Origin of the sequence: Nocardioides sp. (assembly GCF_044226765.1) — a bacterium.
Taxonomy (GTDB): Bacteria; Actinomycetota; Actinomycetes; order Propionibacteriales; family Nocardioidaceae; genus Nocardioides.
This window is the reverse complement of record NZ_JBGAGJ010000001.1, coordinates 214,513-234,602: the sequence shown is the minus strand read 5'-3', so window position 1 is coordinate 234,602 and position 20,090 is coordinate 214,513. Positions and strand designations below refer to the sequence as shown.

20 protein-coding genes are annotated in these 20,090 nt (G+C 72.8%); 14 read left to right on the top strand and 6 right to left on the bottom strand.

Annotation, left to right across the window (positions count from 1 at the left end; translation table 11 throughout):
• Positions 1-47 precede the first annotated feature (47 nt).
• From ACILRH_RS01115 to ACILRH_RS01105, 3 genes are all read left to right on the top strand, one after another.
• Entirely contained in the window at positions 48-1,229 is a 1,182-nt protein-coding gene (locus ACILRH_RS01115; RefSeq protein ID WP_395690291.1) for a cytochrome P450, read from the top strand.
• A 34-nt stretch (positions 1,230-1,263) separates the two neighbouring features.
• Entirely contained in the window at positions 1,264-2,925 is a 1,662-nt protein-coding gene (locus ACILRH_RS01110) for a DUF429 domain-containing protein (RefSeq protein WP_395690290.1), read from the top strand.
• Between the two features lie 62 nt (positions 2,926-2,987).
• Positions 2,988-5,261, top strand: a complete 2,274-nt coding sequence (locus ACILRH_RS01105; protein WP_395690289.1) for a CocE/NonD family hydrolase — start codon at positions 2,988-2,990, stop codon at positions 5,259-5,261.
• A gap of 37 nt (positions 5,262-5,298) precedes the next feature.
• On the opposite strand, the gene ACILRH_RS01100 is transcribed toward ACILRH_RS01105, so the two are convergent.
• Positions 5,299-6,291 (bottom strand): LLM class F420-dependent oxidoreductase, encoded by a 993-nt coding sequence (locus ACILRH_RS01100; RefSeq protein WP_395690288.1) that lies wholly within the window; start codon positions 6,289-6,291, stop codon positions 5,299-5,301.
• A gap of 42 nt (positions 6,292-6,333) precedes the next feature.
• Between ACILRH_RS01100 and ACILRH_RS01095 the strand changes: the two genes are divergently transcribed.
• Positions 6,334-6,837, top strand: coding sequence for a mycothiol transferase (locus ACILRH_RS01095; protein WP_395690287.1), 504 nt, complete (start codon positions 6,334-6,336; stop codon positions 6,835-6,837).
• Positions 6,838-6,841: 4 nt separating this feature from the next.
• Here the strand turns inward: ACILRH_RS01095 and ACILRH_RS01090 are convergent, their stop codons facing one another.
• Entirely contained in the window at positions 6,842-8,146 is a 1,305-nt protein-coding gene (locus tag ACILRH_RS01090; protein ID WP_395690286.1) for an MFS transporter, read from the bottom strand.
• Between the two features lie 55 nt (positions 8,147-8,201).
• Here ACILRH_RS01090 and ACILRH_RS01085 point away from each other — a divergent pair, with 55 nt between their 5' ends.
• Complete coding sequence (locus tag ACILRH_RS01085; protein ID WP_395690285.1) at positions 8,202-8,693, top strand: DUF427 domain-containing protein; 492 nt, start codon at positions 8,202-8,204, stop codon at positions 8,691-8,693.
• Between the two features lie 13 nt (positions 8,694-8,706).
• On the opposite strand, the gene ACILRH_RS01080 is transcribed toward ACILRH_RS01085, so the two are convergent.
• The 3 genes from ACILRH_RS01080 to ACILRH_RS01070 all read right to left on the bottom strand — a co-directional run bounded on the left by ACILRH_RS01080 (position 8,707) and on the right by ACILRH_RS01070 (position 10,666).
• A complete protein-coding gene (locus ACILRH_RS01080) occupies positions 8,707-8,889 on the bottom strand; it encodes a hypothetical protein (RefSeq protein ID WP_395690284.1) in 183 nt (60 codons plus the stop codon).
• A gap of 31 nt (positions 8,890-8,920) precedes the next feature.
• Positions 8,921-9,772, bottom strand: a complete 852-nt coding sequence (locus tag ACILRH_RS01075; protein WP_395690283.1) for a glycoside hydrolase family 6 protein — start codon at positions 9,770-9,772, stop codon at positions 8,921-8,923.
• A 261-nt stretch (positions 9,773-10,033) separates the two neighbouring features.
• A complete protein-coding gene (locus tag ACILRH_RS01070) occupies positions 10,034-10,666 on the bottom strand; it encodes a maleylpyruvate isomerase N-terminal domain-containing protein (protein ID WP_395690282.1) in 633 nt (210 codons plus the stop codon).
• Between the two features lie 119 nt (positions 10,667-10,785).
• On the opposite strand from ACILRH_RS01070, the gene ACILRH_RS01065 reads away from it, so the two are divergent.
• From ACILRH_RS01065 to ACILRH_RS01040, 6 genes are all read left to right on the top strand, one after another.
• Positions 10,786-11,136 (top strand): YciI family protein, encoded by a 351-nt coding sequence (locus ACILRH_RS01065; RefSeq protein WP_395690281.1) that lies wholly within the window; start codon positions 10,786-10,788, stop codon positions 11,134-11,136.
• Positions 11,133-12,362 (top strand): RNA polymerase sigma factor, encoded by a 1,230-nt coding sequence (locus ACILRH_RS01060; protein WP_395690280.1) that lies wholly within the window; start codon positions 11,133-11,135, stop codon positions 12,360-12,362. The genes ACILRH_RS01065 and ACILRH_RS01060 overlap by 4 nt, the downstream gene beginning before the upstream one ends.
• Positions 12,359-14,278 (top strand): M3 family metallopeptidase, encoded by a 1,920-nt coding sequence (locus ACILRH_RS01055; protein ID WP_395690279.1) that lies wholly within the window; start codon positions 12,359-12,361, stop codon positions 14,276-14,278. Before ACILRH_RS01060 ends, ACILRH_RS01055 begins: the two co-directional genes overlap by 4 nt.
• Before the next feature lie 225 nt (positions 14,279-14,503).
• Positions 14,504-15,265, top strand: coding sequence for a PadR family transcriptional regulator (locus tag ACILRH_RS01050; protein WP_395690278.1), 762 nt, complete (start codon positions 14,504-14,506; stop codon positions 15,263-15,265).
• 10 nt (positions 15,266-15,275) lie between these two features.
• Positions 15,276-15,707: a DUF1707 domain-containing protein gene (locus ACILRH_RS01045; RefSeq protein WP_395690277.1), complete on the top strand. Its 432-nt coding sequence runs from the start codon at positions 15,276-15,278 to the stop codon at positions 15,705-15,707.
• 138 nt (positions 15,708-15,845) lie between these two features.
• Entirely contained in the window at positions 15,846-16,898 is a 1,053-nt protein-coding gene (locus ACILRH_RS01040) for a hypothetical protein (protein ID WP_395690276.1), read from the top strand.
• A 53-nt stretch (positions 16,899-16,951) separates the two neighbouring features.
• On the opposite strand, the gene ACILRH_RS01035 is transcribed toward ACILRH_RS01040, so the two are convergent.
• A complete protein-coding gene (locus tag ACILRH_RS01035; RefSeq protein ID WP_395690275.1) occupies positions 16,952-17,728 on the bottom strand; it encodes a hypothetical protein in 777 nt (258 codons plus the stop codon).
• Between the two features lie 61 nt (positions 17,729-17,789).
• Here ACILRH_RS01035 and ACILRH_RS01030 point away from each other — a divergent pair, with 61 nt between their 5' ends.
• The 3 genes from ACILRH_RS01030 (at position 17,790) to ACILRH_RS01020 (ending at position 20,088) form a co-directional block, all read left to right on the top strand.
• The gene (locus tag ACILRH_RS01030; protein ID WP_395690274.1) at positions 17,790-18,056 is read left to right on the top strand and encodes a DUF3311 domain-containing protein; all 267 of its coding nucleotides are present in this window, start codon (positions 17,790-17,792) and stop codon (positions 18,054-18,056) included.
• Between the two features lie 4 nt (positions 18,057-18,060).
• Positions 18,061-19,704, top strand: coding sequence for a monocarboxylate uptake permease MctP (gene mctP / locus ACILRH_RS01025; protein ID WP_395690273.1), 1,644 nt, complete (start codon positions 18,061-18,063; stop codon positions 19,702-19,704).
• A 132-nt stretch (positions 19,705-19,836) separates the two neighbouring features.
• Positions 19,837-20,088 (top strand): DUF3311 domain-containing protein, encoded by a 252-nt coding sequence (locus tag ACILRH_RS01020; RefSeq protein ID WP_395690272.1) that lies wholly within the window; start codon positions 19,837-19,839, stop codon positions 20,086-20,088.
• Positions 20,089-20,090 lie beyond the last annotated feature (2 nt).

Genomic DNA, 20,090 nt, shown 5'->3' with positions numbered 1-20,090 from the left:
GGGCCCCGGCGCTGGACAGTCCCGGCGATCTGTCCGAGGCTGCCCGGGTGTACCGACCCGGCACGGCCGAGACCTGGGCCAGTCCCTGGGCGATGTACGCCGACCTGCGCGACCACGACCCGGTGCACCACGTGGACCAGCCGGACGGGCGCGACTACTGGGTGCTGTCCCGGCACGCCGACGTGCTCGCCGCAGCGGTGGACACGTCGACGTACTCCTCCGCCCAGGGCCTGACCGTCGAGTACGACGACCTCGCCACCATCGGGCTGGCCGACAACAGGCCGCTGGTCATGCTCGACCCGCCGGACCACACCGCCTTCCGGCGCCTGGTCGCGCGCGGGTTCACGCCCCGGCAGGTGGCGACCCTGGAGCCGGTGGTGCGCGCGTTCGTCGTCGAGCGGATCGAGCGGCTGCGCGCCGAGGGTGGCGGGGACATCGTGGAGGCGCTGTTCAAGCCGCTGCCGAGCCTGGTCGTCGCCCACTACCTGGGCGTCCCCGACGACGGCCGCGACAGGTTCGACGGCTGGACCGACGCGATCGTCTCGGCCGGATCGGCCGGCGCCGTGACCGACGCGGCGGCGGCGCTGACCGAGATGACGGCGTACTTCGCCGAGCTGATCGACCGACGCCGCACCGAGCCGGGCGACGACACAGTCTCGCACCTGGTCGCGGCGGGCGTGGGTGACGACGACGCGGGACTGCTGTCGATCCTGGCCTACGTCTTCACCGTCGTGACCGGTGGCAACGACACGACGACCGGCATGCTGGGCGGCTCCGTGCAGCTCCTCGAGACCGACCGCGACCAGCGCCGGCTGCTGCTGCAGGACCCGGCGCTGGTGCCGGACGCGGTCGAGGAGCTGCTGCGGCTGACCTCGCCGGTCCAGGGTCTCGCGCGGACCACGACCCGCGACGTGGTGCTGCACGGCCGCACCGTCCCAGCGGGCCGCCGGGTGCTGCTGCTGTACGGCGCCGCCAACCGCGACCCGCGCCGCTACGGCCCGGACGCCGACGAGCTCGACGTCCGGCGCCGGCCGACCCAGATCCTCACCTTCAGCCAGGGCAGCCACCACTGCCTGGGCGCCGCGGCCGCACGGTTGCAGGCGCGGGTCGCGCTGGAGGAGCTGCTCGCCCGTTGCCCCGACTTCACCGTCGACCTCGCTGGGGTGCGGTGGGCGCCGGGCCCCTACGTACGCCGCCCCAGCACCGTGCCCTTCCGGCCCGCGGCGTGAGCGGCCGCCCGGGTCGGTAGGGCAGGCTGGGCCCGTGCCCGCAGCCATCCACTACGTCGGTGTCGACCTCGCCTGGGGCGAGCGGCAGCGCACCGGGCTCGCCGTGCTGGACGCCGACGCCCGGCTCCTCCACCTGTCGAGCGTGCACACCGACGAGGAGATCCGGACGGCGCTGGCGCCGTACGTGAAGGGGGCCTGCCTGGTCGGCTTCGACGCCCCGCTCGTGGTCACCAACCCCACCGGCTCCCGCGACGCCGAGAAGGAGCTCAACCGCGACTTCCGGGTCTTCGAGGCCGGGGCGCACCCGTCGAACACGAGCAAGCCCGAGTTCGCCGACGGCGGGCGCGGCGCCCGGCTGTGCCGGCTGCTGCGCCTCGACGTCGACCCGCGGTCGGGACGGCGCCGCCGCGCGATCGAGGTCTACCCCCACCCGGCGACCGTCGTGCTGTTCGGCCTGAGCCGCACGCTGAAGTACAAGAACAAGCCCGGCCGGACGCTGGACTCGATGCGCGGCGAGCTGCTGGTCCTCATGGGCCACCTCGAGCAGGTCGTGACGACCGACGCCACCTGGGCCGCGCTGCGGACCGCGGTCGAGCAGGCGACCCGCAAGAGCGAGCTGGGCCGCGCCGAGGACCAGGTCGACGCGGTCGTCTGCGCCTATGTGGCCCTGTTCGCCGACCGCTGGCCCGACCGGGTGACGACGTACGGCGACCTCGAGCGCGGCTACATCGTCACGCCCACCCTCCTCGACGCGCAGGTGGTGACCCAGCGGGCGGTCGCGGAGTACGCCACGCGGTGGCCCGAGCTGGTCACCGTCGCCGAGCAGCAGGTCGCGCTGGTCACGGCGATGCTCGACGAGGCCGGCATCAACTACCTCAGCGTCGCCGGCCGGGCCAAGAGTGTGGCGTCCTTCGCCGCGAAGGCCGCCCGCACCCAGGACGGCGCGCCGCTCTACACCGACCCGCTGCGCGAGATCACCGACCAGGTCGGGGTCCGGGTGATCACCTACGTGCGCAGTGACGTCGCCGCGGTCGCGGAGGTCCTCGGCGCGCAGGTGCGGGTGCTCGACGACCGTGACCTGGGGCAGGAGACGGCGAGCGAGGGCCGCTTCGGCTACGCCAGCCGGCACCTGCTCCTCGCCCGCGACGACGGCGGGGTCGCCCAGGTCCAGGTGCGCACCGTGCTCCAGCACGCCTGGGCGCAGTTCGAGCACGACATCCGCTACAAGGGCACGGTCCCGGCCGAGCACGCCCGCGACTTCGACCGGCGGTTCACCCTCGCCGCGGGACTGCTCGAGCTGGCCGACCAGGAGTTCACCACCATCCGCGAGCGGCTGCGCGGCGGCTCGGTCGAGGAGCCGCCGAGCGGGGCCGACGGCGTCAGCCCCCGCGAGCTGGCGGCGTACCTCGCGGGGCAGTACGCCGACGCGGCCTGGTCGCGGCCCGACCACTACGCCTGGATCGCGGGGCTGCTGGGCGAGCTCGGGCTGACCACGCTCGCCGACCTCGGTGAGGTGCTCGCGGGCGTGGACCTCGCGGCGATCGTCGCGCGGATGGACTACCGCTACCCACCCGGCGCGGTGCGCCGGCTCGACGACGCGCTGCTCAGCGCCTTCGGGGAGCGCTACGTCGACCTGCCCGGCAACGCCCACCGCCGCGGCCTGCTCCGCGCCAGGATGGAGAAGATGTCCGGATAGGTCCGCGCGTCGACCTCACGGATCAGCAGCGCTCGGGGGCCGGTCGTGACACGATCCCGCCCATGGGAGCACGGAGGGTGGCGCTCGGCGCCGCGACGACGGTGGCGCTGGTTGCGACGGTGCTGGGGACGACGAGCGGGGCGGGCGCTGCGGCGCCCGACCGCCCGGGGGAGGCCAGGTGCCGGACCGCCGCGAAGACCGGGTGCACCCCGTTCGAGCTCCGGCCCAGCGTCGAGCAGCTCTACGTGCTGGACGGCACGCCCGGTGACGACCTCGAGCTCCGCGACGACACCGACACGGTCGTGGCGACCGGCACCGTCGACGCGCAGGGCAGCCTGGTCTGGCGCCAGCTCGCGCCGGGCGTCTACACCGTGCAGGTCGTCGGCGAGGACTGGACCCGCTCCGGCGAGGTGACCGTCACCGCGTTCGACGGCCCGCCGCCGCAGCAGTCGTTCTACGACGACCAGACGCTGACGGAGGGCTTCCAGTACATCACCACCCGCGACGGCACGACGCTGTCGGCCAACGTCTCCTTCCCCTCCGGACAGGGCGACGGTCCCTTCCCCACCGTGGTGGAGTACTCCGGCTACGACCCCAGCAACCCGGCCAACACGACGATGGCCACGCTGTTCAACACGCTGGGCTACGCCTACGTCGGCGTGAACGTCCGCGGCACCGGCTGCTCGGGCGGGGCGTTCATGACCTTCGAGCCCGTCCAGAGCATCGACGGCTACGACGCCATCGAGACCATCGCCGCCCAGCCGTGGGCGAAGTACCACAAGGTCGGGATGGTCGGTATCTCCTACCCCGGCATCGAGCAGCTCTACGTGGCGCGGACCCGGCCACCGCACCTCGCTGCGATCACTCCGCTGTCGGTCATCGACGACACCTACCGGGGCACGCTCTACCCCGGCGGCATCCTCAACACGGGCTTCGCGGTCTCCTGGGCCCAGCAGCGGGCGGAGGACGCAGCGGCGTACGGCGAGGGCTGGGAGCAGGGCCAGGTCGACGCGGAGGCGGAGCACGACGTCACGACCTGCGCGGACAACCAGCGGGTGCGCGGTCAGAACGTCGACCTCGGCGCCATGATCAACGCCAACCCCTTCTACTCCCGCGAGGTCGGGGACCCCATCAACCCGAGCAAGTGGGTGCACGACATCAACGTCCCGGTCTTCATCGCCGGGGCCTGGCAGGACGAGCAGACCGGCGGGCACTTCCCGGCGCTGCTGAACCTCTTCAAGGGGTCGCCGGACGTCTACGTCTCGATGGCCAACGGATCGCACACCGAGAGCCTCGGGCTCGGCGTCTTCAGCCGGTACGCCGACTTCCTCGACCTCTACGTCGCCCACCGGGTGCCGAGCATGGCGGCGCTGGCCCCGAAGAACCTCGTGGCGCCGGTCCTCGCCAAGTCGATCACCGGCATCGAGGGACTCAAGCTCCCGCCGGGCATCGACTACACCGGGCTGAACTACCAGCAGGCGCTGGCCAAGTACCGCGCCCAGAAGCACGTCCGGATCCTCTTCGAGGAGGGCGCTGCGGCAGGGGAGCCGTCGGGGTCGCCGATCCCGCGGTTCGTGCGCACCTTCGACTCCTGGCCGATCAAGCAGGCCAAGCCGACCGCGTGGTACTTCACGCCGCGCGGCGGCCTGCGCGCCGCGCCCCCGGCCCAGCGTCCCTGGGAGGCGCCGGCCCGCACGTACTCGGCGGACCCCGACGCGCTGCCGGCCACGGACTACACCGGTCCGGGCAACGACATCTGGAAGGCGCACCCGACCTACGACTGGCAGCAGATCCCGCAGGGCAAGGGCCTGGGCTGGATCAGTGCTCCGCTGACGCGGAACGTGGTCGCCATCGGCACCGGCTCGGTCGACGTGTGGGTGCGCACCCCGGCCCGTGACACCGACCTGGAGGCCACGCTGACCGAGGTGCGGCCCGACGGCACGGAGGTCTACGTGCAGTCCGGCTGGCTGCGCACCAGCCACCGCAAGCTCGACACGACGCGGTCCACGCCGATCTCGCCGGTGCACACCGACCTGGAGAAGGACGCGGCGCCGCTCCCGGCCGGCCGCTACACGCAGGTGCGGCTGGAGCTGTTCCCGTTCGCCCAGGCGTTCCGGGCCGGATCGCGGCTGCGGCTGACCATCGACGCGCCGGGCGGCGCCCGGCCGCTGTGGGCCTTCGACACCACGATCGCCCACGGCGAGAAGGTGGCGATCGCCGCGGACAGCAAGCACCGCTCGCGGATCGTGCTGCCGGTCGTCCCGGGGGTCAGCGTGCCGACGAAGGCCCCCGCCTGCGCGTCGCTGCGCAGCCAGCCCTGCCGCCAGTACCCCTAGGACCAGTACCCCTGAGACCAGTACCCCTGATCAGGGACTATCCCGCCGGGGCGGCTGCGCGCAGCTTCTCCAGCAGGGGTCCGGCGGCCTCGGCGAGGAAGCGGTCCTGGCCGTCGTCGCCGACCTGCACCAGGGCGACATCGGTGAAGCCGGCCTGCCAGTAGGCCGACACCGCCTCGACGATCCGGTCCAGGTCGGGCCCGCACGGGATCGAGTCGGCGACGTCCTCGGGCCGGACGAACTGGGTCGCGCCCGAGAAGCCGGCGGGGGTCGGCAGGTCGGCGTTGACCTGCCAGCCGCCGGCGAACCAGCGGAACTGCTCGTGGGCCTTCTTCACCGCGGTGTCCTCGTCGGGGTCCCAGCAGATCGGGATCTGCCCGATCGCCCGGGCGCCGTCGCCGATCCGGGTCGCGCCGTCGACGGCGTTCCACCCCTCGACCAGCGACGACTCCGGCTCGACGCCGATCAGGTGGTCGCCCAGCGGTGCGAGCGCCTCGATGGCGCGCTCGCCGGCGACGGCCAGCCCGAGCCCGACGCCCTGCTCAGGGACGTCCCAGATCCGGGCCGAGTCGACCTGGAAGTACTCACCGCGGTAGTCGACCAGCTCGCCGGTGTGCAGCGACCGGATGATGTCGACCGCCTCGCGCAGCATGTCCTGCCGGTCCTGGATCGCCGGCCAGCCCTCGCCGACGACGTGCTCGTTGAGGTTCTCCCCGCTGCCCAGCCCGAGGGTGAACCGGCCCTCCGCGAGGATCTGCAGCGTCGCGGACTTCTGCGCGACGACGGCAGGGTGGTAGCGCATCGTCGGGCAGGTCACGTAGGTCATCAGGCCCACCCGCGACGTCGCCTGCGCGACCGCGCCGAGCACGGTCCAGGCGTACGGCGCGTGCCCCTGCTCGGTCAGCCACGGGGAGTAGTGGTCGCTGGAGACCTCGAAGTCGAAGCCGACCTCCTCGGCCGCGACGGCGTACCGGACCAGGTCGCGGGGACCGCTCTGCTCGGTCATCAGGGTGTAGCCGAAGTTCGTCATGGCAGCGGAGTACCCACTCGCCTGCGGCGTAACGTCGGGCCCATGACACCAGCAGACGTGTACGTCGACTTCTTCGAGCGGGTGCTGGAGAACGGCGTCGCCGTGGTCGGCGGTCTGGACGACGACGAGCTCGCCCACCGCCCCGCGCCGGACGCCAACTCCATCGCCTGGCTGGTCTGGCACGCGGCGCGCGTCCAGGACGCCCAGGTCGCCGACGTGGCCGGCACCGAGCAGGTCTGGTTCACCCAGGGCTGGGTCGACCGGTTCGCGCTCGACCTCGACCCGCAGGACCACGGCTACGGCCACACCAGCGAGCAGGTCGGCAAGGTGCGCGCGAGCAGCGACCTGCTGGCCGACTACCTGCGCGCCGCCCACGAGGCCACGGTCGCGTTCCTGCGCACGCTCGGCGAGGACGACCTCGACCGCATCGTCGACGACCGGTGGGACCCGCCGGTCAGCCTCGGCGTGCGGCTGGTCAGCATCGCCGACGACGACGCCCAGCACGTCGGCCAGGCCGCCTACCTGCGCGGGCTCCTCGGTCGCTGACGGCTCACGCCGCCCGCGCGGGCCGGGTGACCCGGTAGCGCACGAAGGACGGCACGGCGAGTGCGGCCACGACCGTGCCGACCACGACGAGCACGCCGCCGCCGGCCGCGGCCGCCGCGGTGCCGACCGCGGCGGCGGCCGCGCCGTGCACGACGTCGGCCACCCGGGGCCCGCCGGCCACCACGACGATGAAGACGCCCTGCAGGCGACCGCGCACCGAGTCCTCCGCGGCGCTCTGCAGCATGCTGGTGCGGAAGGCCGCCGAGGCCATGTCGGCCGCACCGCCGATGACCAGCATGAGCAGCGCGACGAGGAGCATCGTCCGCTCCCAGGAGCCGGTCCCGCGGTCGGCGAGGCCGACGGCGACGCCGAACCCGGTCATCGCCAGGCCCCACACGAGGATGCACACGATGACGGCGTACCCCTGCCGCTCGACCCGGGAGACCCAGCCGGAGAAGACGCCGCCGACGACCGCGCCGAGCGGGATCGCCGCGAACAGCAGCGCGAACACCAGTCCGCCGCTGTCCGGGCCGCCGAAGGACAGGTGTGCGATCTCCGGGAAGAGGGCCCGCGGCATCCCGAAGACCATCGCGATCAGGTCGACGACGAAGGACATCAGCAGCACCGGGTGGCCACGCAGGTAGGAGAAGCCCTCGATCACCGAGCGCAGCCCGGGTGCGCCGGTCACGCCCTCGACCGGCAGTCGCGGCAGGTGGAGGACGGCGCCGAGCGTGGCGAGCAGGGCGACCGCGTCGATGAGGTAGAGCCACGAGAACCCGAGCACCGGGATGAGGACGCCGGCGACGAGCGGCCCACCGATGGCGCCCGCCTGCGCGACCGTCATGCTGAGCGAGTTGGCTGCCGGGAGGAGCTCGGGCTCGAGCAGCCGCGGCAGGACCGCGCTGCGGGTGGGCTGGTTGACGGCGAAGAACGCCTGCTGCACCGAGAACAGCCCGAGCAGCAGCCACACGTCGGTGTTGCCCGCCGCGGCCTGGAGCCAGAAGAGCCCGCTGGTGGCGATCAGGCCGGTCGTGGTCACCAGCAGGATGGAGCGCCGGTCGAAGACGTCGGCCAGCGCCCCGCCCCACAGGCCGAACACGACGAGCGGCACGAGGCCGAACAGCCCGGTGAGGCCGACGTACGCCGAGGAGCCGGTGACCTGGTAGATCTGCGCCGGCACCGCGACGACCGTCAGCTGGGCGCCGACGACGGTGACGATGTTGGCCAGCCACAGGCGCCGGAAGTACTCGTTGCGCAGCGGCCGGGTGTCGGCCACCAGGCCGCCGACGACCTCTCCGAGCTTGCGCACGATGCCCGAACCTAGCCCGGCGGCTGCGTGTTCCCCGGGCCGGTACCGTCGAGGTGTGCCGCAGCCCCTGCCCACCGAGCCGCCGGTCGAGTCGGTGTGGGACTACCCGCGCCCGCCGCGGGTCGAGGAGACCACCGAGCACGTGGAGGTCGAGCTCGGCGGGGTCGTCGTCGCGGCCACCGACCGCGCCTGGCGGGTGCTGGAGACCAGCCACCCACCCACCTACTACCTGCCGCGCGACGCGTTCGTCGACGGCGCGCTGCGCCCGGCCGACGGGCACACCTGGTGCGAGTGGAAGGGACAGGCGTCCTACTTCGACCTCGTGGCCGGCGAGCGGGTCGCCCTCCGGGCGGCCTGGACCTACCCGGCGCCGACCGCGGGCTTCGAGGCCATCGCCGGCGCGGTCGCGGTGATGCCCGGGCTGGTCGACCGGTGCACGGTCGACGGCGAGGTCGTGGTGCCGCAGCCGGGTGGCTTCTACGGCGGCTGGATCACCGGCCGCGTCACCGGGCCGTTCAAGGGCGGACCGGGCACGCGCGGCTGGTGAGGCGGGGCCGCCGCTACGGCAGCGAGCCCTCCTCGGACTCCTCCTCGACGGCCGCGTCCAGCTCGGCCTCCGCGATCCGCGCCTCGGCCTCGGCCGCCTCGCGCTGAGCACGCTTCTCGGCCTTCCTGGCCGCCTTCGCCTCGGCCCTCTCCCGTTTGCGGACCTCCCGGGCGTCGGGCTCGACGTCGTCGGACATGTCGCCTCCTCCTCGTGGTGGTGACGGTTCGTCAGGGGCAGTAGCTCGAGGTGGGATTCCGACCCAGCAGCCGGTCGGCCAGCATGGGGCACCACTGCCCGGATGCGGCGTAGCGGCCGTCTGACTCGCCCGGGTGCTTGATCCAGAGGTTCCCGTCGAAGGCACCTTGGAAGACCATGGCGGGCCGTGCCCCGACGAGCGCCCAGGTCGGATCAGAGACGTCACCGTTGACCGGGGTCGCATATCCGTTGCGCGAGGTGTCGATGACGTAGCGCTTGCCGGTCACGCCGAGCTTGCGCAGTCCCGAGAGCAAGTACATCGCGTACTTTTTCTCGTCGGCCGTTGGCCGGAAGTTCGAGACGTTCGTCGAGATGCCGCGGTCGTACTGGACGCCCGCCTTCCTCAGCAGTGCCGCTCGCGTGTCATAGGGCCTCCAGTCGGAGTGCCCGGCGTCGAGGTAGACCCAGGCGCCCGTTGCACTGAGCACCTTCGATGCGAATCGCAAGAGCGCGAGTCGGTCTCCGGCGTTCTTGCATCGCGGATCGCCGTAGAACGGGATTGCGTCGGGCTCAAGGATGACCAGTGCGTTCGTGCCACGCAGACCCCTGGCGATCTCTCGGACCCAGGCTTCGTACTGTCTCGCACCGGGTAGGCCACCGGCTGAGTAGAGACCGCAGTCGCGGTCGGGGATGCCGTAGACGGCGAGCACCGGGGTCTTCTGCGACCGGGCCGCCGCTCCGGCGTACGTGGCGACCACGGTGCGGACGGCCTTGCTCGGGTCATCAGGGCTTCGGGTCGGGTAGTACTCGGGACCCAGCCAGAGGGCCTGCGGGAAGTTGCCGAGGTATCTGCGGTAGTCCCCGCCCGCGACCCACGCCTTCATCCGGTGATCGACGTAGAGGCCCTGGGTCCGCCGTGGGTCGGGCCGCGCAGCCGCCTCCGCGGGAGCGGCCCAGCCGCCGACCAGCAGCGCGAGCACCACCAGGAGGGGTGCGAGCGCGCGGAGGCGGCGGGGGGACGTGGGGGCCACCCGTCCAGCCTAGGCGCCCGACCCTCGCCGCGGGACCTCCCCGGGTGAGGCTTGTGGGTCTGCTGAGGAAACGTTGAGGTGCCCCTCAGGCGGTGCCCCTGCGGCGGTGCCCCCTCAGGCGGGCACCGGCTGGTCGTCGTCGCGAGGACCGAAGATGCACAGCTCGTCGAGCTGGTCGGCCGACAGCGGCAGCCCCCAGGCCTGCATCTGGGTGCGCGACCGGCGGGAGAAGACCGCGCGGAACAGCTCGTAGGAGTCCACGTCCTCCGGCACCCCGGCGGCACCGAACCGCGACGGCGCGACCGCGGCGAGCACCGGCAGCCACATCCGCTCCGGCAGCATCCCGCGGCCGAGGGCCTCGTGCAGGTCGGCGTGGTGCACCGAGATGTCCCAGACGATGGCGGGTCGCGGGTTGCCGGCGACCTGCTCCGCGATCACGTCCTGGTGCGAGCCCAGCTCCGCGAGCAGCGCGGGCACGAGGTGGCCACGGCGCTCGGCGACGTGGCGGGCGGTCCACTCCGGCCCGGGTGCCCCCTCCATCCGCCCCGTCACCGCGTCGGACGAGACGCCCGCGAGGTGGGCGACGACGTCGTGCACCGTCCAGGCGGGCGTCGCGGGCACCGTGGCACCGAGCCGGTCGTCGGGCAGCTCGGAGACCAGGGCCGACACGGCCGCGACGTGGTCGCGGTAGAGCGCACCCCAGTCGGTGCCGGGCTCGGTCGGGGTGTCGGCGGCGGGTGGTGGCATGCAGGCACCGTAGGCAGATCGACGAGTTTGGGGAAGGGTTGTCGTGCCGGCGGCCGGCCGTTCGTGGACACAGTGTCCGGGGACGCAGTGGAGCGACCCGACCCAGCGGAGGAGACACCATGACCCTGTACCTGTTCAGCGTCCACGGCAGCGCCGCGACCTACGAGGTGCCGATCGAGGAGATGCAGCCGCGGTTCGACGCCACCGCTCGCTTCAACGAGACCGCCCGCGAGGCGGGGATCTGGGTGTTCGCCGGGGGGCTCGAGCGGCCCGACACGGCGACCACCGTGGACGGCACCGGCGGCGCGCCGGTCGTCACCGACGGCCCCTACCTGGAGACCAAGGAGTGGATCGGCGGCTTCTGGGTCTTCGAGATCCCCGACCTCGACGAAGCGCTGGAGTGGGCGGCGAAGGCGTCCGCGGCGTGCGGCGAGACCGTCGAGGTGCGGCCCTTCCAGGGCGAGGCGTGACCGACGCCGCTGCGGCGGTCGAGCGGATCTACCGCGAGGAGTACGGCCGGGTGGTGGCCTCGCTGGCGCGCCGCTTCGGCGACCTCGACATCGCCGAGGACGCCGCCGCCGAGGCCCTGCTCGTCGCGCTCGAGAAGTGGCCCGTCGACGGCGTGCCACCCAACCCGGGCGGCTGGCTGACCACCACGGCCGGCAACCGCGCGATCGACCGGATCCGCCGCGAGTCCCACCGCGACGCCAAGCACCAGGCGGCCCTGATGATCATCGACGACACCCCGCACGAGCCGACCGGCCTGGTCGAGGACGACCGGCTGCGGCTGATCTTCACCTGCTGCCACCCCGCGCTCGCCCCCGAGGCGCGGGTCGCCCTGACGCTGCGCCTGCTCGGGGGGCTGACCGTCGGCGAGATCGCGGCGGCGTTCCTCGTCCCGGAGACCACGATGGCCCAGCGGATCACCCGGGCCAAGCGCAAGATCAAGGGCGCGCACATCCCGTTCCGGGTGCCCGCCGCCGCCGACCTGACCGCGCGGCTGGACGCGGTGCTGGCCGTGGTCTACCTCGTCTTCAACGAGGGCTACCTCGCCAGCTCCGGTGGGCACTCGGTCCGCGAGGACCTGACCGGCGAGGCGATCCGGCTGGGCCGGATCCTGCACCAGCTGCTGCCCGACGAGCCCGAGGTGACCGGCCTGCTGGCGCTGATGCTGCTCACCGAGGCGCGCCGGCCCAGTCGGGTGGCCGGCGGCGAGCTCGTGCCGCTGCGCGACCAGGACCGCGGCGGGTGGGACCGGGAGCTGGTCGCGGAGGGGCACGAGCTGGTGCGCGAGTGTCTGGCCCGCAACCGGCCGGGCCAGTACCAGCTGCTCGCCGCGGTCAACGCCGTGCACACCGACGCACCCGACGCCGACGCCACCGACTGGGGGCAGGTCGCGGCGCTCTACGGGCAGCTCCACGCCATCACCGGGTCCCCGGTCGTGGCGCTCAACCGCGCGGTGGCCGTCGCCGAGCTCGACGGGCCCGGGGTCGCGCTGGCCGAGGTCGACCGGCTGGTCGAGACGGCACCGAGCATGGCGTCGTACCACGCCTGGCACGCGACGCGTGCCGACCTGCTGCGCCGCCTCGGGCGCAGCGCCGAGGCTCGGGCGGCGTACGACGCCGCGATCGCCGCGACCGCCAACCCGGCCGAGCAGGCCTACCTGCGCCGCAGGCGTGGCACGCTGGCGCCATGACCGACGAGCCGACGCCGCTGGCCCTCCCCGACGCCGAGGTCGCCCAGGACTGGGTCGAGGCCCGCGCACGCGACGGCCTCGCGGCCGCGGCGGCGGTCGTCGCGGTGCTCCGGGAGGAGCCGCCGGCCGCCACGCTCGACCTGCTGCGCGCCTGGGACGAGGTCGCCCGCCAGCTGAGCAACGTGGCCGCGGTCGCCTCGCTGCTGGCCAACGTGCACCCGCTGGAGCCGGTGCGGACCGCGTGCGAGGCGGCCGAGCAGCAGGTCGACCGCTTCGTGACCGAGCTGCGGCAGGACCGCCGGCTCTACGAGGTGTTCGCCGGCGCGGACCCCGTGGGCCTGGACCCCGTCGCCGCGCGCCTGCTGGACAAGACCCTCGAGGACTTCCGGCGCGCCGGGGTCGACCGCGACGACCAGACCCGGGCCCGCCTCGCCGCGATCAACGAGCGGCTCACCGCGGTCGGCCAGGAGATCGGGCGCACCATCCGTGACGACGTCCGGACGGTGCGGGTGCCCCCCGAGCGGCTCGCCGGCATGCCGCAGGACTGGCTCGACGCACGCGCGGCCGACGACGACGGACTGGTGACGGTCACGACCGACTACCCGGACGCGGTGCCGGCCCGGATGTTCGCGCACGACGCCGACGTCCGCCGCCGGGTCACGGTCGCGTTCCTCGAGCGGGGGTGGCCGGCGAACGACGCCCTCCTCCACGAGCTCTTCGAGCTGCGCGCCGAGCTCGCGACCCTGGTGGGCTACCCCGACTGGGCGTCGTACGACGCCGACGTGAAGATGATCGGCGACGGGCCGGCGATCCCGGCGTTCATCGACCGGATCGCCGAGGCCGCCGCGGCCCCGATGGCGCGTGACCTCGAGCTCCTCCTGGAGCGCTACCGCCGCGACGTCCCGGACGCTGCCGCGATCGACACCGCCGACTCCCTCTACTACGAGGAGCTGGTGCGCCAGGAGCGGCACGACGTGGACGCCCAGCAGGTGCGTGCGTACTTCGACTTCGAGCGCGTCCGTCAGGGGCTGCTCGACGTGACCGGCCGGCTGTTCGGGCTGAGCTACGAGCCGGTGCCGGATGCCGCGGTCTGGCACGAGGACGTGACGGCGTACGACGTGGTCCGTGACGGTGCGCGGATCGGGCGCATCTACCTCGACCTGCACCCCCGCGAGGGCAAGTACAAGCACGCCGCGCAGTTCACGCTCGCCGACGGCCTGGCCGGGCGCCAGCTCGCCGAGGGCGTGCTGGTCTGCAACTTCTCCCGCGGGCTGATGGAGCACGACCACGTCGTCACGCTCTTCCACGAGTTCGGGCACCTCGTGCACCACGTGCTCGCGGGCGGCGGCGAGTGGACCCGGTTCAGCGGGGTGGCGACCGAGTGGGACTTCGTCGAGGCGCCCAGCCAGATGCTCGAGGAGTGGGCCTGGGACGCCGAGGTGCTGCAGACCTTCGCCGTGTCCGCAGACGGCACGCCGATCCCGGCGGACCTGGTCGAGCGGATGCGGGCCGCGGACGACTTCGGCAAGGGCTACCACGCCCGCACCCAGATGTTCTACGCGGCGATGTCCTACTGGTTCCACACCGACCGGCCGGCCGACCTCACCGACGCGATGCGGACGCTGCAGGCGCGCTACTCGCCGTTCCCCTACATCGAGGGCACCCACATGTTCGCCAGCTTCGGGCACCTGGCGGGCTACTCCTCGGCGTACTACACCTACATGTGGTCGCTGGTCATCGCGAAGGACCTCTTCTCCGCCTTCGACCCCGACGACCTGTTCGAGCCCGCCGTCGCCGGCCGCTACCGTGACCGCGTCCTCGCCCCCGGCGGCTCCCGCGACGCCGCCGACCTGGTCGCCGACTTCCTCGGCCGCCCCTACACCTTCGACGCCTACGCCGCCTGGCTGGCGCGGTAGCCGCGGGGTGGATGAATCCCCGGCTGACCGGGGATTCCTGACGTTGTCAGGCGTTGCAACCCCCGACAACGTCCAGTTTCCCCGGCTGACCGGGGATTCATCCACCCGCTCCCTTGTGTCGACCGACCTGTCGGCGTACGCTCACGATATATCGCGAAACCTCGACGACAGTCTGATGGTCGCGATGACACCGACGTCGACATGCGACATGAGAGGAGTCTCGTCATGGGACACCGAGGATTCGGTCGGCAGTGGGCCTCCCACCCCGACCAGCAGATGCACCAGCACGGCCGGCGCGGCGGGTGGGGTGGCCCGCCCTGGGGCGGGTTCGGCTCGCAGGGGTTCGGGCGTCCGGGCAACCCGGGCCCGCCGCCGTGGGTGGCCGGCCTGTTCGGCCTGGCCCAGGGGGACCGGCAGCGGGGGCCGCGGGTACGCCGTGGCGACGTCCGCTCCGCGATCCTGGACGTGCTCCGCGGCGCTCAGGAGAGCGGTGCGGAGGTCAACGGCTACCAGGTGATCCAGCAGATCACCGAGCGCAGCAACGGCGCGTGGCGGCCCAGCCCCGGGTCGGTCTACCCCACCGTCTCCCAGCTGGAGGACGAGGGACTCGTCGCGACCACCGAGACCGGGGGACGCCGGAGCCTGGGCCTGACCGCCGCCGGTGAGGAGTACGTCGCCGCCCACGCCGACGAGCTCGCCGGCGTGTGGGCCCCGTTCGAGGAGCCGGCCCGCGACGAGGAGGGCGGGGTCGCGGACCTGCGCCCGGAGATCGGCCAGGTCATGGGCGCGGTGTGGCAGATCGTCACGACCGGCAGCGACCGGCAGCGCCAGGCGGCCATCGAGATCCTCGTCGAGACCCGGCGCAGGCTCTACGGCGTCCTCGCCGACGGCGACGAGGAGCCCGAGGACGAGCCGGCCGACCAGGAGCCCGGTGACCAGGAGCCCGGTGACCAGGGTCCCGGCGACCAGCAGGCCGGCGACGAGTGAGGCCCGGACGGTGAGGGACGACCAGCTCCGGATCGGCGACGTGGAGCGCGAGGAGGCCGCGGCCGAGCTCGCCGAGCACTACGTGCGCGGCCGGCTCACGACCGACGAGCACGCGGAGCGGCTGGACCGCGTCTGGGCCGCCCGGACCCGCGGGGAGCTGGCACCGGTCTTCGCCGACCTGCCCGGCCCCCGCGGCCCGGCCGGTGCCGCGCGGCCCCCGGTCCGGCGCGGTCCGCCGTGGACCCCGCCGGTGGCGGCCGGCCTCCGGGTGCCGGTGCTGGCACTGCTCGTCCTCCTGGGGGTGGCCACCGTGCTGACGCACGTCCCGCTGGTGCTGGCGGGCCTCCTCGTGGTGCTGCTCGTCGCCGCCCGGCGGCGCCGGTGGGCCGGCCGGCCGCGTGGGTGGCACGGCGCCAGGCACTGGTACGGACCAGGGGCCTAGTCCACTGGTACGGACCAGGTGCGCGGGGGGTGTGACGCACCTAACCTGACGAGACACCGGGCTGGGGGGGCCGGACCGGAGCGATCTCGGGACGACGCGTGCTCCACCCTGCACCTGCCACCCAAGGAGATCGTCGTCATGGCGGCTCGAAGTCGTTCCCGGTCCTTCCTCGTCGCCGCTGCGGCCCTCGCCCTGGCGGCACCGCTCGCGATCGTCGCGGCACTGGCCAGTCCGGCCTCTGCCGCGCCCGGCAAGCCGCACAACGTGTACATGTACAAGGTCGAGAAGCACGTCGACCTGTCGGGTGAGTTCCCCGACAACTACCTGCACGAGCACGTCTACTGCCAACCGGGTGACATCGCCCTCGACGGCATGTGGCGCGTCGACCACGTCGACCAGGCGAACCCACCGGACACGGTCGGTGACGAGCGGGACGTGGTCTTCACCGCGTCGTACGGCGACGACAGCGACCGCACCGAGTGGCACTTCCGGGCCCAGAACCACGCCGACGGTGACGCCCAGATCAAGCTCTTCGTCACCTGCATCGACGGCACCGTCAAGCAGACCAACGGACATGTCCACAACACGGTGATCTCCGCCCGGCACGACGACAGCACCAACACGGGCTGGCTCGCCGGTGACCACGCGGGCGTCTTCCACAGCTTCACCTGCCCCTCGGGCACGCTGGCCGTCGCCCCGGGCTTCCGGTTCAGCAACGCCGGCGCCCCCGACGACGACCACGTGGTGCACCTCTACCGCAGCTGGACCACGAACAACTACCGCGGCTGGCAGTGGGCCTTCCTGGTCGACGACGACAACGTCGACGTGGATCTCTACCTGCGCTGCCTGCAGGTGAAGACCTCCGCCAACGGCAGTGGTCCGCACGCCCACAACCTGCTGTGGGCGTTCCGGCCGGGGTTCAACGGCGACGACCAGTACCTCAGCGGCAGCGGCATGCAGGAGCGTCGCCTCAACTGCGACGACAACCCGAACGGCAACAGGTACCAGGACTACAAGGCGATGGTCGGTGCGTTCTGGATCCAGGACCCGTACCACGCCTGGTACCTCGGCCAGGACCCGCGGCCCAAGCAGCGCGCCTTCCGCTACTGGTGGAACGGCCCCGGTGACAACCGCGTCTGGCACGGCGCGCTGTGCATCCGCAGCGTCACCGGCAAGCAGGTCCGGCCCTGACCTCCGCCCCGCGCTCCGTCTGACCTGAGCCCGCCCCACGACGTGGGGCGGGCTCAGTCGTCGTACGACGCCAGCAGCTCGTCCATCCAGGCGAAGCAGGCGGGGGACAGCTCCCCGAGCGGTGCGGCACCGGGGAGCAGGGTGTCGACCCGCGCGGCCTCGGCAGGCGGCAGGTCGGTGTGCAGGTAGCGCAGGCCGAAGTCGTGGCGCCACGGGCAGTGGCGCACCCGCAGCAGCCGCACCACGGTGCCCAGACCGAAGCGCAGGTAGAGATCGGTCGCCTCCGGGAGCTGACCGCGGGCGACGGCCCGGTTCACCAGCCACTCGGCCGTCGCGCGCCGCTGGCGCGCCTGGTCGACGGCCTGCGCGCACGCGGCGTCGATCGTGGCCTGGTCGTCGGGCCGCAGGGCGACCTGGCCGTCGGGGTCGTGCAGCACGACCGGCCTGCCGTGGCGGCGGACGTCGACCACCCGGTGCGCGTCGGAGAGGTCGGCGAAGTGCAGGTCGACCGCCCGGGTCGGCTCGGCCAGGGCGCCCGGACGGCGCTGGTGGTTGACGAAGCTCTGCCGGCCGTCGGGCCAGGTGGCCAGGGGCAGCTGCCACACGTGGTCGACGTCGAGCCGCTCGCGCGCCGCGCCGACGACGCGGTCGTGCACCTGCGACGTCGTGCCCGGGGTGCAGAGCAACTCGACGTCGAGGTCGGACCACTCGTCCCACCCCCCGGTCGCGGCCGAGCCGCCGACCCAGACCACCAGCAGGTCGGGATCGTCGGCGGCCACCTGGCGCAGCAGCGCGAGCCAGTCGTCGTACCGGGAGAGATCGGCGGTCATGCGCGTCATTGTGCGCCCCAGTGGGTACGAGCGCGCAGATCGCTTCTCGGGAGGTCTCGTCATGTCCGCACGACGGCTCTGGACCCTGGTCGGGGTCCTGCTCGCGCCCGCGGTGCTGCTGCCGCTCTGGGTGTCCTACTACAACCGGGAGGACCCGACCCTGCTCGGGTTCCCGTTCTTCTACTGGTTCCAGTTCCTGCTGATCGTCGTCTCGGTCGCGCTGACCTGGCCCGCCTTCCTGCTCTCCCAGCGGGCCGAGCGCCTGGACCGGGTCCGCCACGGGCTCCCCGCGGAGCCCGGCGGTCCGCGCGACCAGGAACGGCGGTGACCCGGTGCTCGACCACGTGAACGGCGTCGTCCTCGGCGTCTTCGTCTTCCTGTTCCTGCTAGTGACCGTGCTCGGCTTCGCCGCCGCCCGGTGGCGCCGGGCCGCGAGCCTGGACAACCTCGACGAGTGGGGCCTGGGTGGCCGCGGCTTCGGCACCTTCATCGCCTGGTTCCTCATCGGCGGCGACATCTACACGGCGTACACCTTCATCGCGGTGCCGGCGACCCTGTACGCCGGCAGCGTCGTCGGGTTCTTCGCCGTGCCCTACACGATCGTCGTCTACCCGTTGATCTTCGTGTTCCTGCCCCGGCTCTGGTCGGTGTCGCACCGGCACGGCTACGTGACCCCCGCCGACTTCGTGCAGGGCCGCTACGACAGCAGGCCGCTCGCGCTCGCGATCGCCCTCACCGGCATCCTCGCCACGATGCCCTACATCGCGCTGCAGCTGGTCGGCATGCAGGTGGTGCTGCAGGTGATGGGCATCGGCACGTCCACCGGCAGCTGGTTCGTCCAGGACCTGCCGCTGTTCATCGCCTTCGCGGTGCTCGCCGCCTACACCTACTCCAGCGGCCTGCGGGCGCCCGCCCTGATCGCGTTCGTCAAGGACGCGCTGATCTACGTCGTCATCCTGGTGGCCGTCTTCTACATCCCCCACCAGATCGGAGGGTGGGGGCACATCTTCTCCACGGTCGGCGACTCGTTCGACTCCTTCAACGCCGACAACGCCGACGCGATCGCCAGCGGGGCGGCGCAGCCGAAGGGCACCATGCCACCCCCGGCAGCGCAGTGGGCGTACGGCTCGCTCGCCCTCGGCTCGGCCCTGGCGCTGTTCATGTACCCCCACAGCATCACCGGCGTGCTGTCGACCCGCAGTCGCTCGGTGATCCGGCGCAATGCGGCGCTGCTGCCGGCGTACTCGTTCCTCCTCGGTCTCCTCGCACTGCTCGGGTTCGTCGCGATCGCGGCGGGGGTGAAGGTCGAGAACCCGCAGCAGTCGGTGCCGCAGCTCTTCGAGGACCAGTTCAGCCCGTGGTTCGCCGGCGTCGCCTTCGCGGCGATCGTGATCGGGGCGCTGGTGCCGGCGGCGATCATGTCGATCGCGGCTGCCAACCTGTGGACCCGCAACGTCTACAAGGCGTTCATCAACCGCGACGCCACCCACGCCCAGGAGGCGACCCAGAGCAAGCTGGTGTCGCTGCTGGTGAAGTTCGGGGCGCTGGTCTTCGTGCTGGCGCTGTCGAAGGACTTCGCGATCAACCTGCAGCTGCTCGGCGGCGTGTGGATCCTGCAGACGATGCCGGCCATCGTCGTCGGGCTCTACACCCGGTGGCTGCACCGCTGGGCGCTGCTGGCCGGCTGGGCCGCCGGGATGGCGTGGGGCACCTGGCTGGCGTACGGCGTCGCGTCGCCGACGCAGCAGCACTTCGGCGGGCCGCTCGTCGCGTTCCCGGGCACCGAGACCAAGGTCTACATCGCGCTGCTGGCCTTCGGGCTCAACCTGGTCGTGGCTGTCGTCGCGACGCTGGCGCTGCGGGCGACCGGGGTCGCGGAGGGCGTCGACCAGACCCGACCGCAGGACTACCACGCCGACAGCGGCGACCCGGGTGTCGAGGAGGAGCTCAGCCCCGAGGTCACCGCGCACGCGTGAGGGGTCTCGAGGCTCGTCGCTGCGCTGCTCGCACCTCAACCACCGGCGTGGCGAAAGTCCGGACGGTCGGCACCTCGATGTTGTAGACAACGGGGTCATGACAGGTGGGTCACTCGTCTCGGGTGGTCGGTCATGAGCTCGCGCGGCCGCTGGGTGCTGGTCGGCGCCCTGCTGGCGCCGGCGGTCGTGCTGCCGCTGTGGGTGTCGCTGTTCGACCGGGAGGACCCGACCCTCGCGGGGCTGCCGTTCTTCTACTGGTTCCAGCTGCTCCTGATCTTCGTCGCGGTCGGCCTGACCGTGCCGGCGTACCTGCTGTCCCAGCGCGCCGAGCGTGACGACCGGGTCCGCCACGGACTCCCGCCCCGGCCGGGCGAGGAGGACTGAGC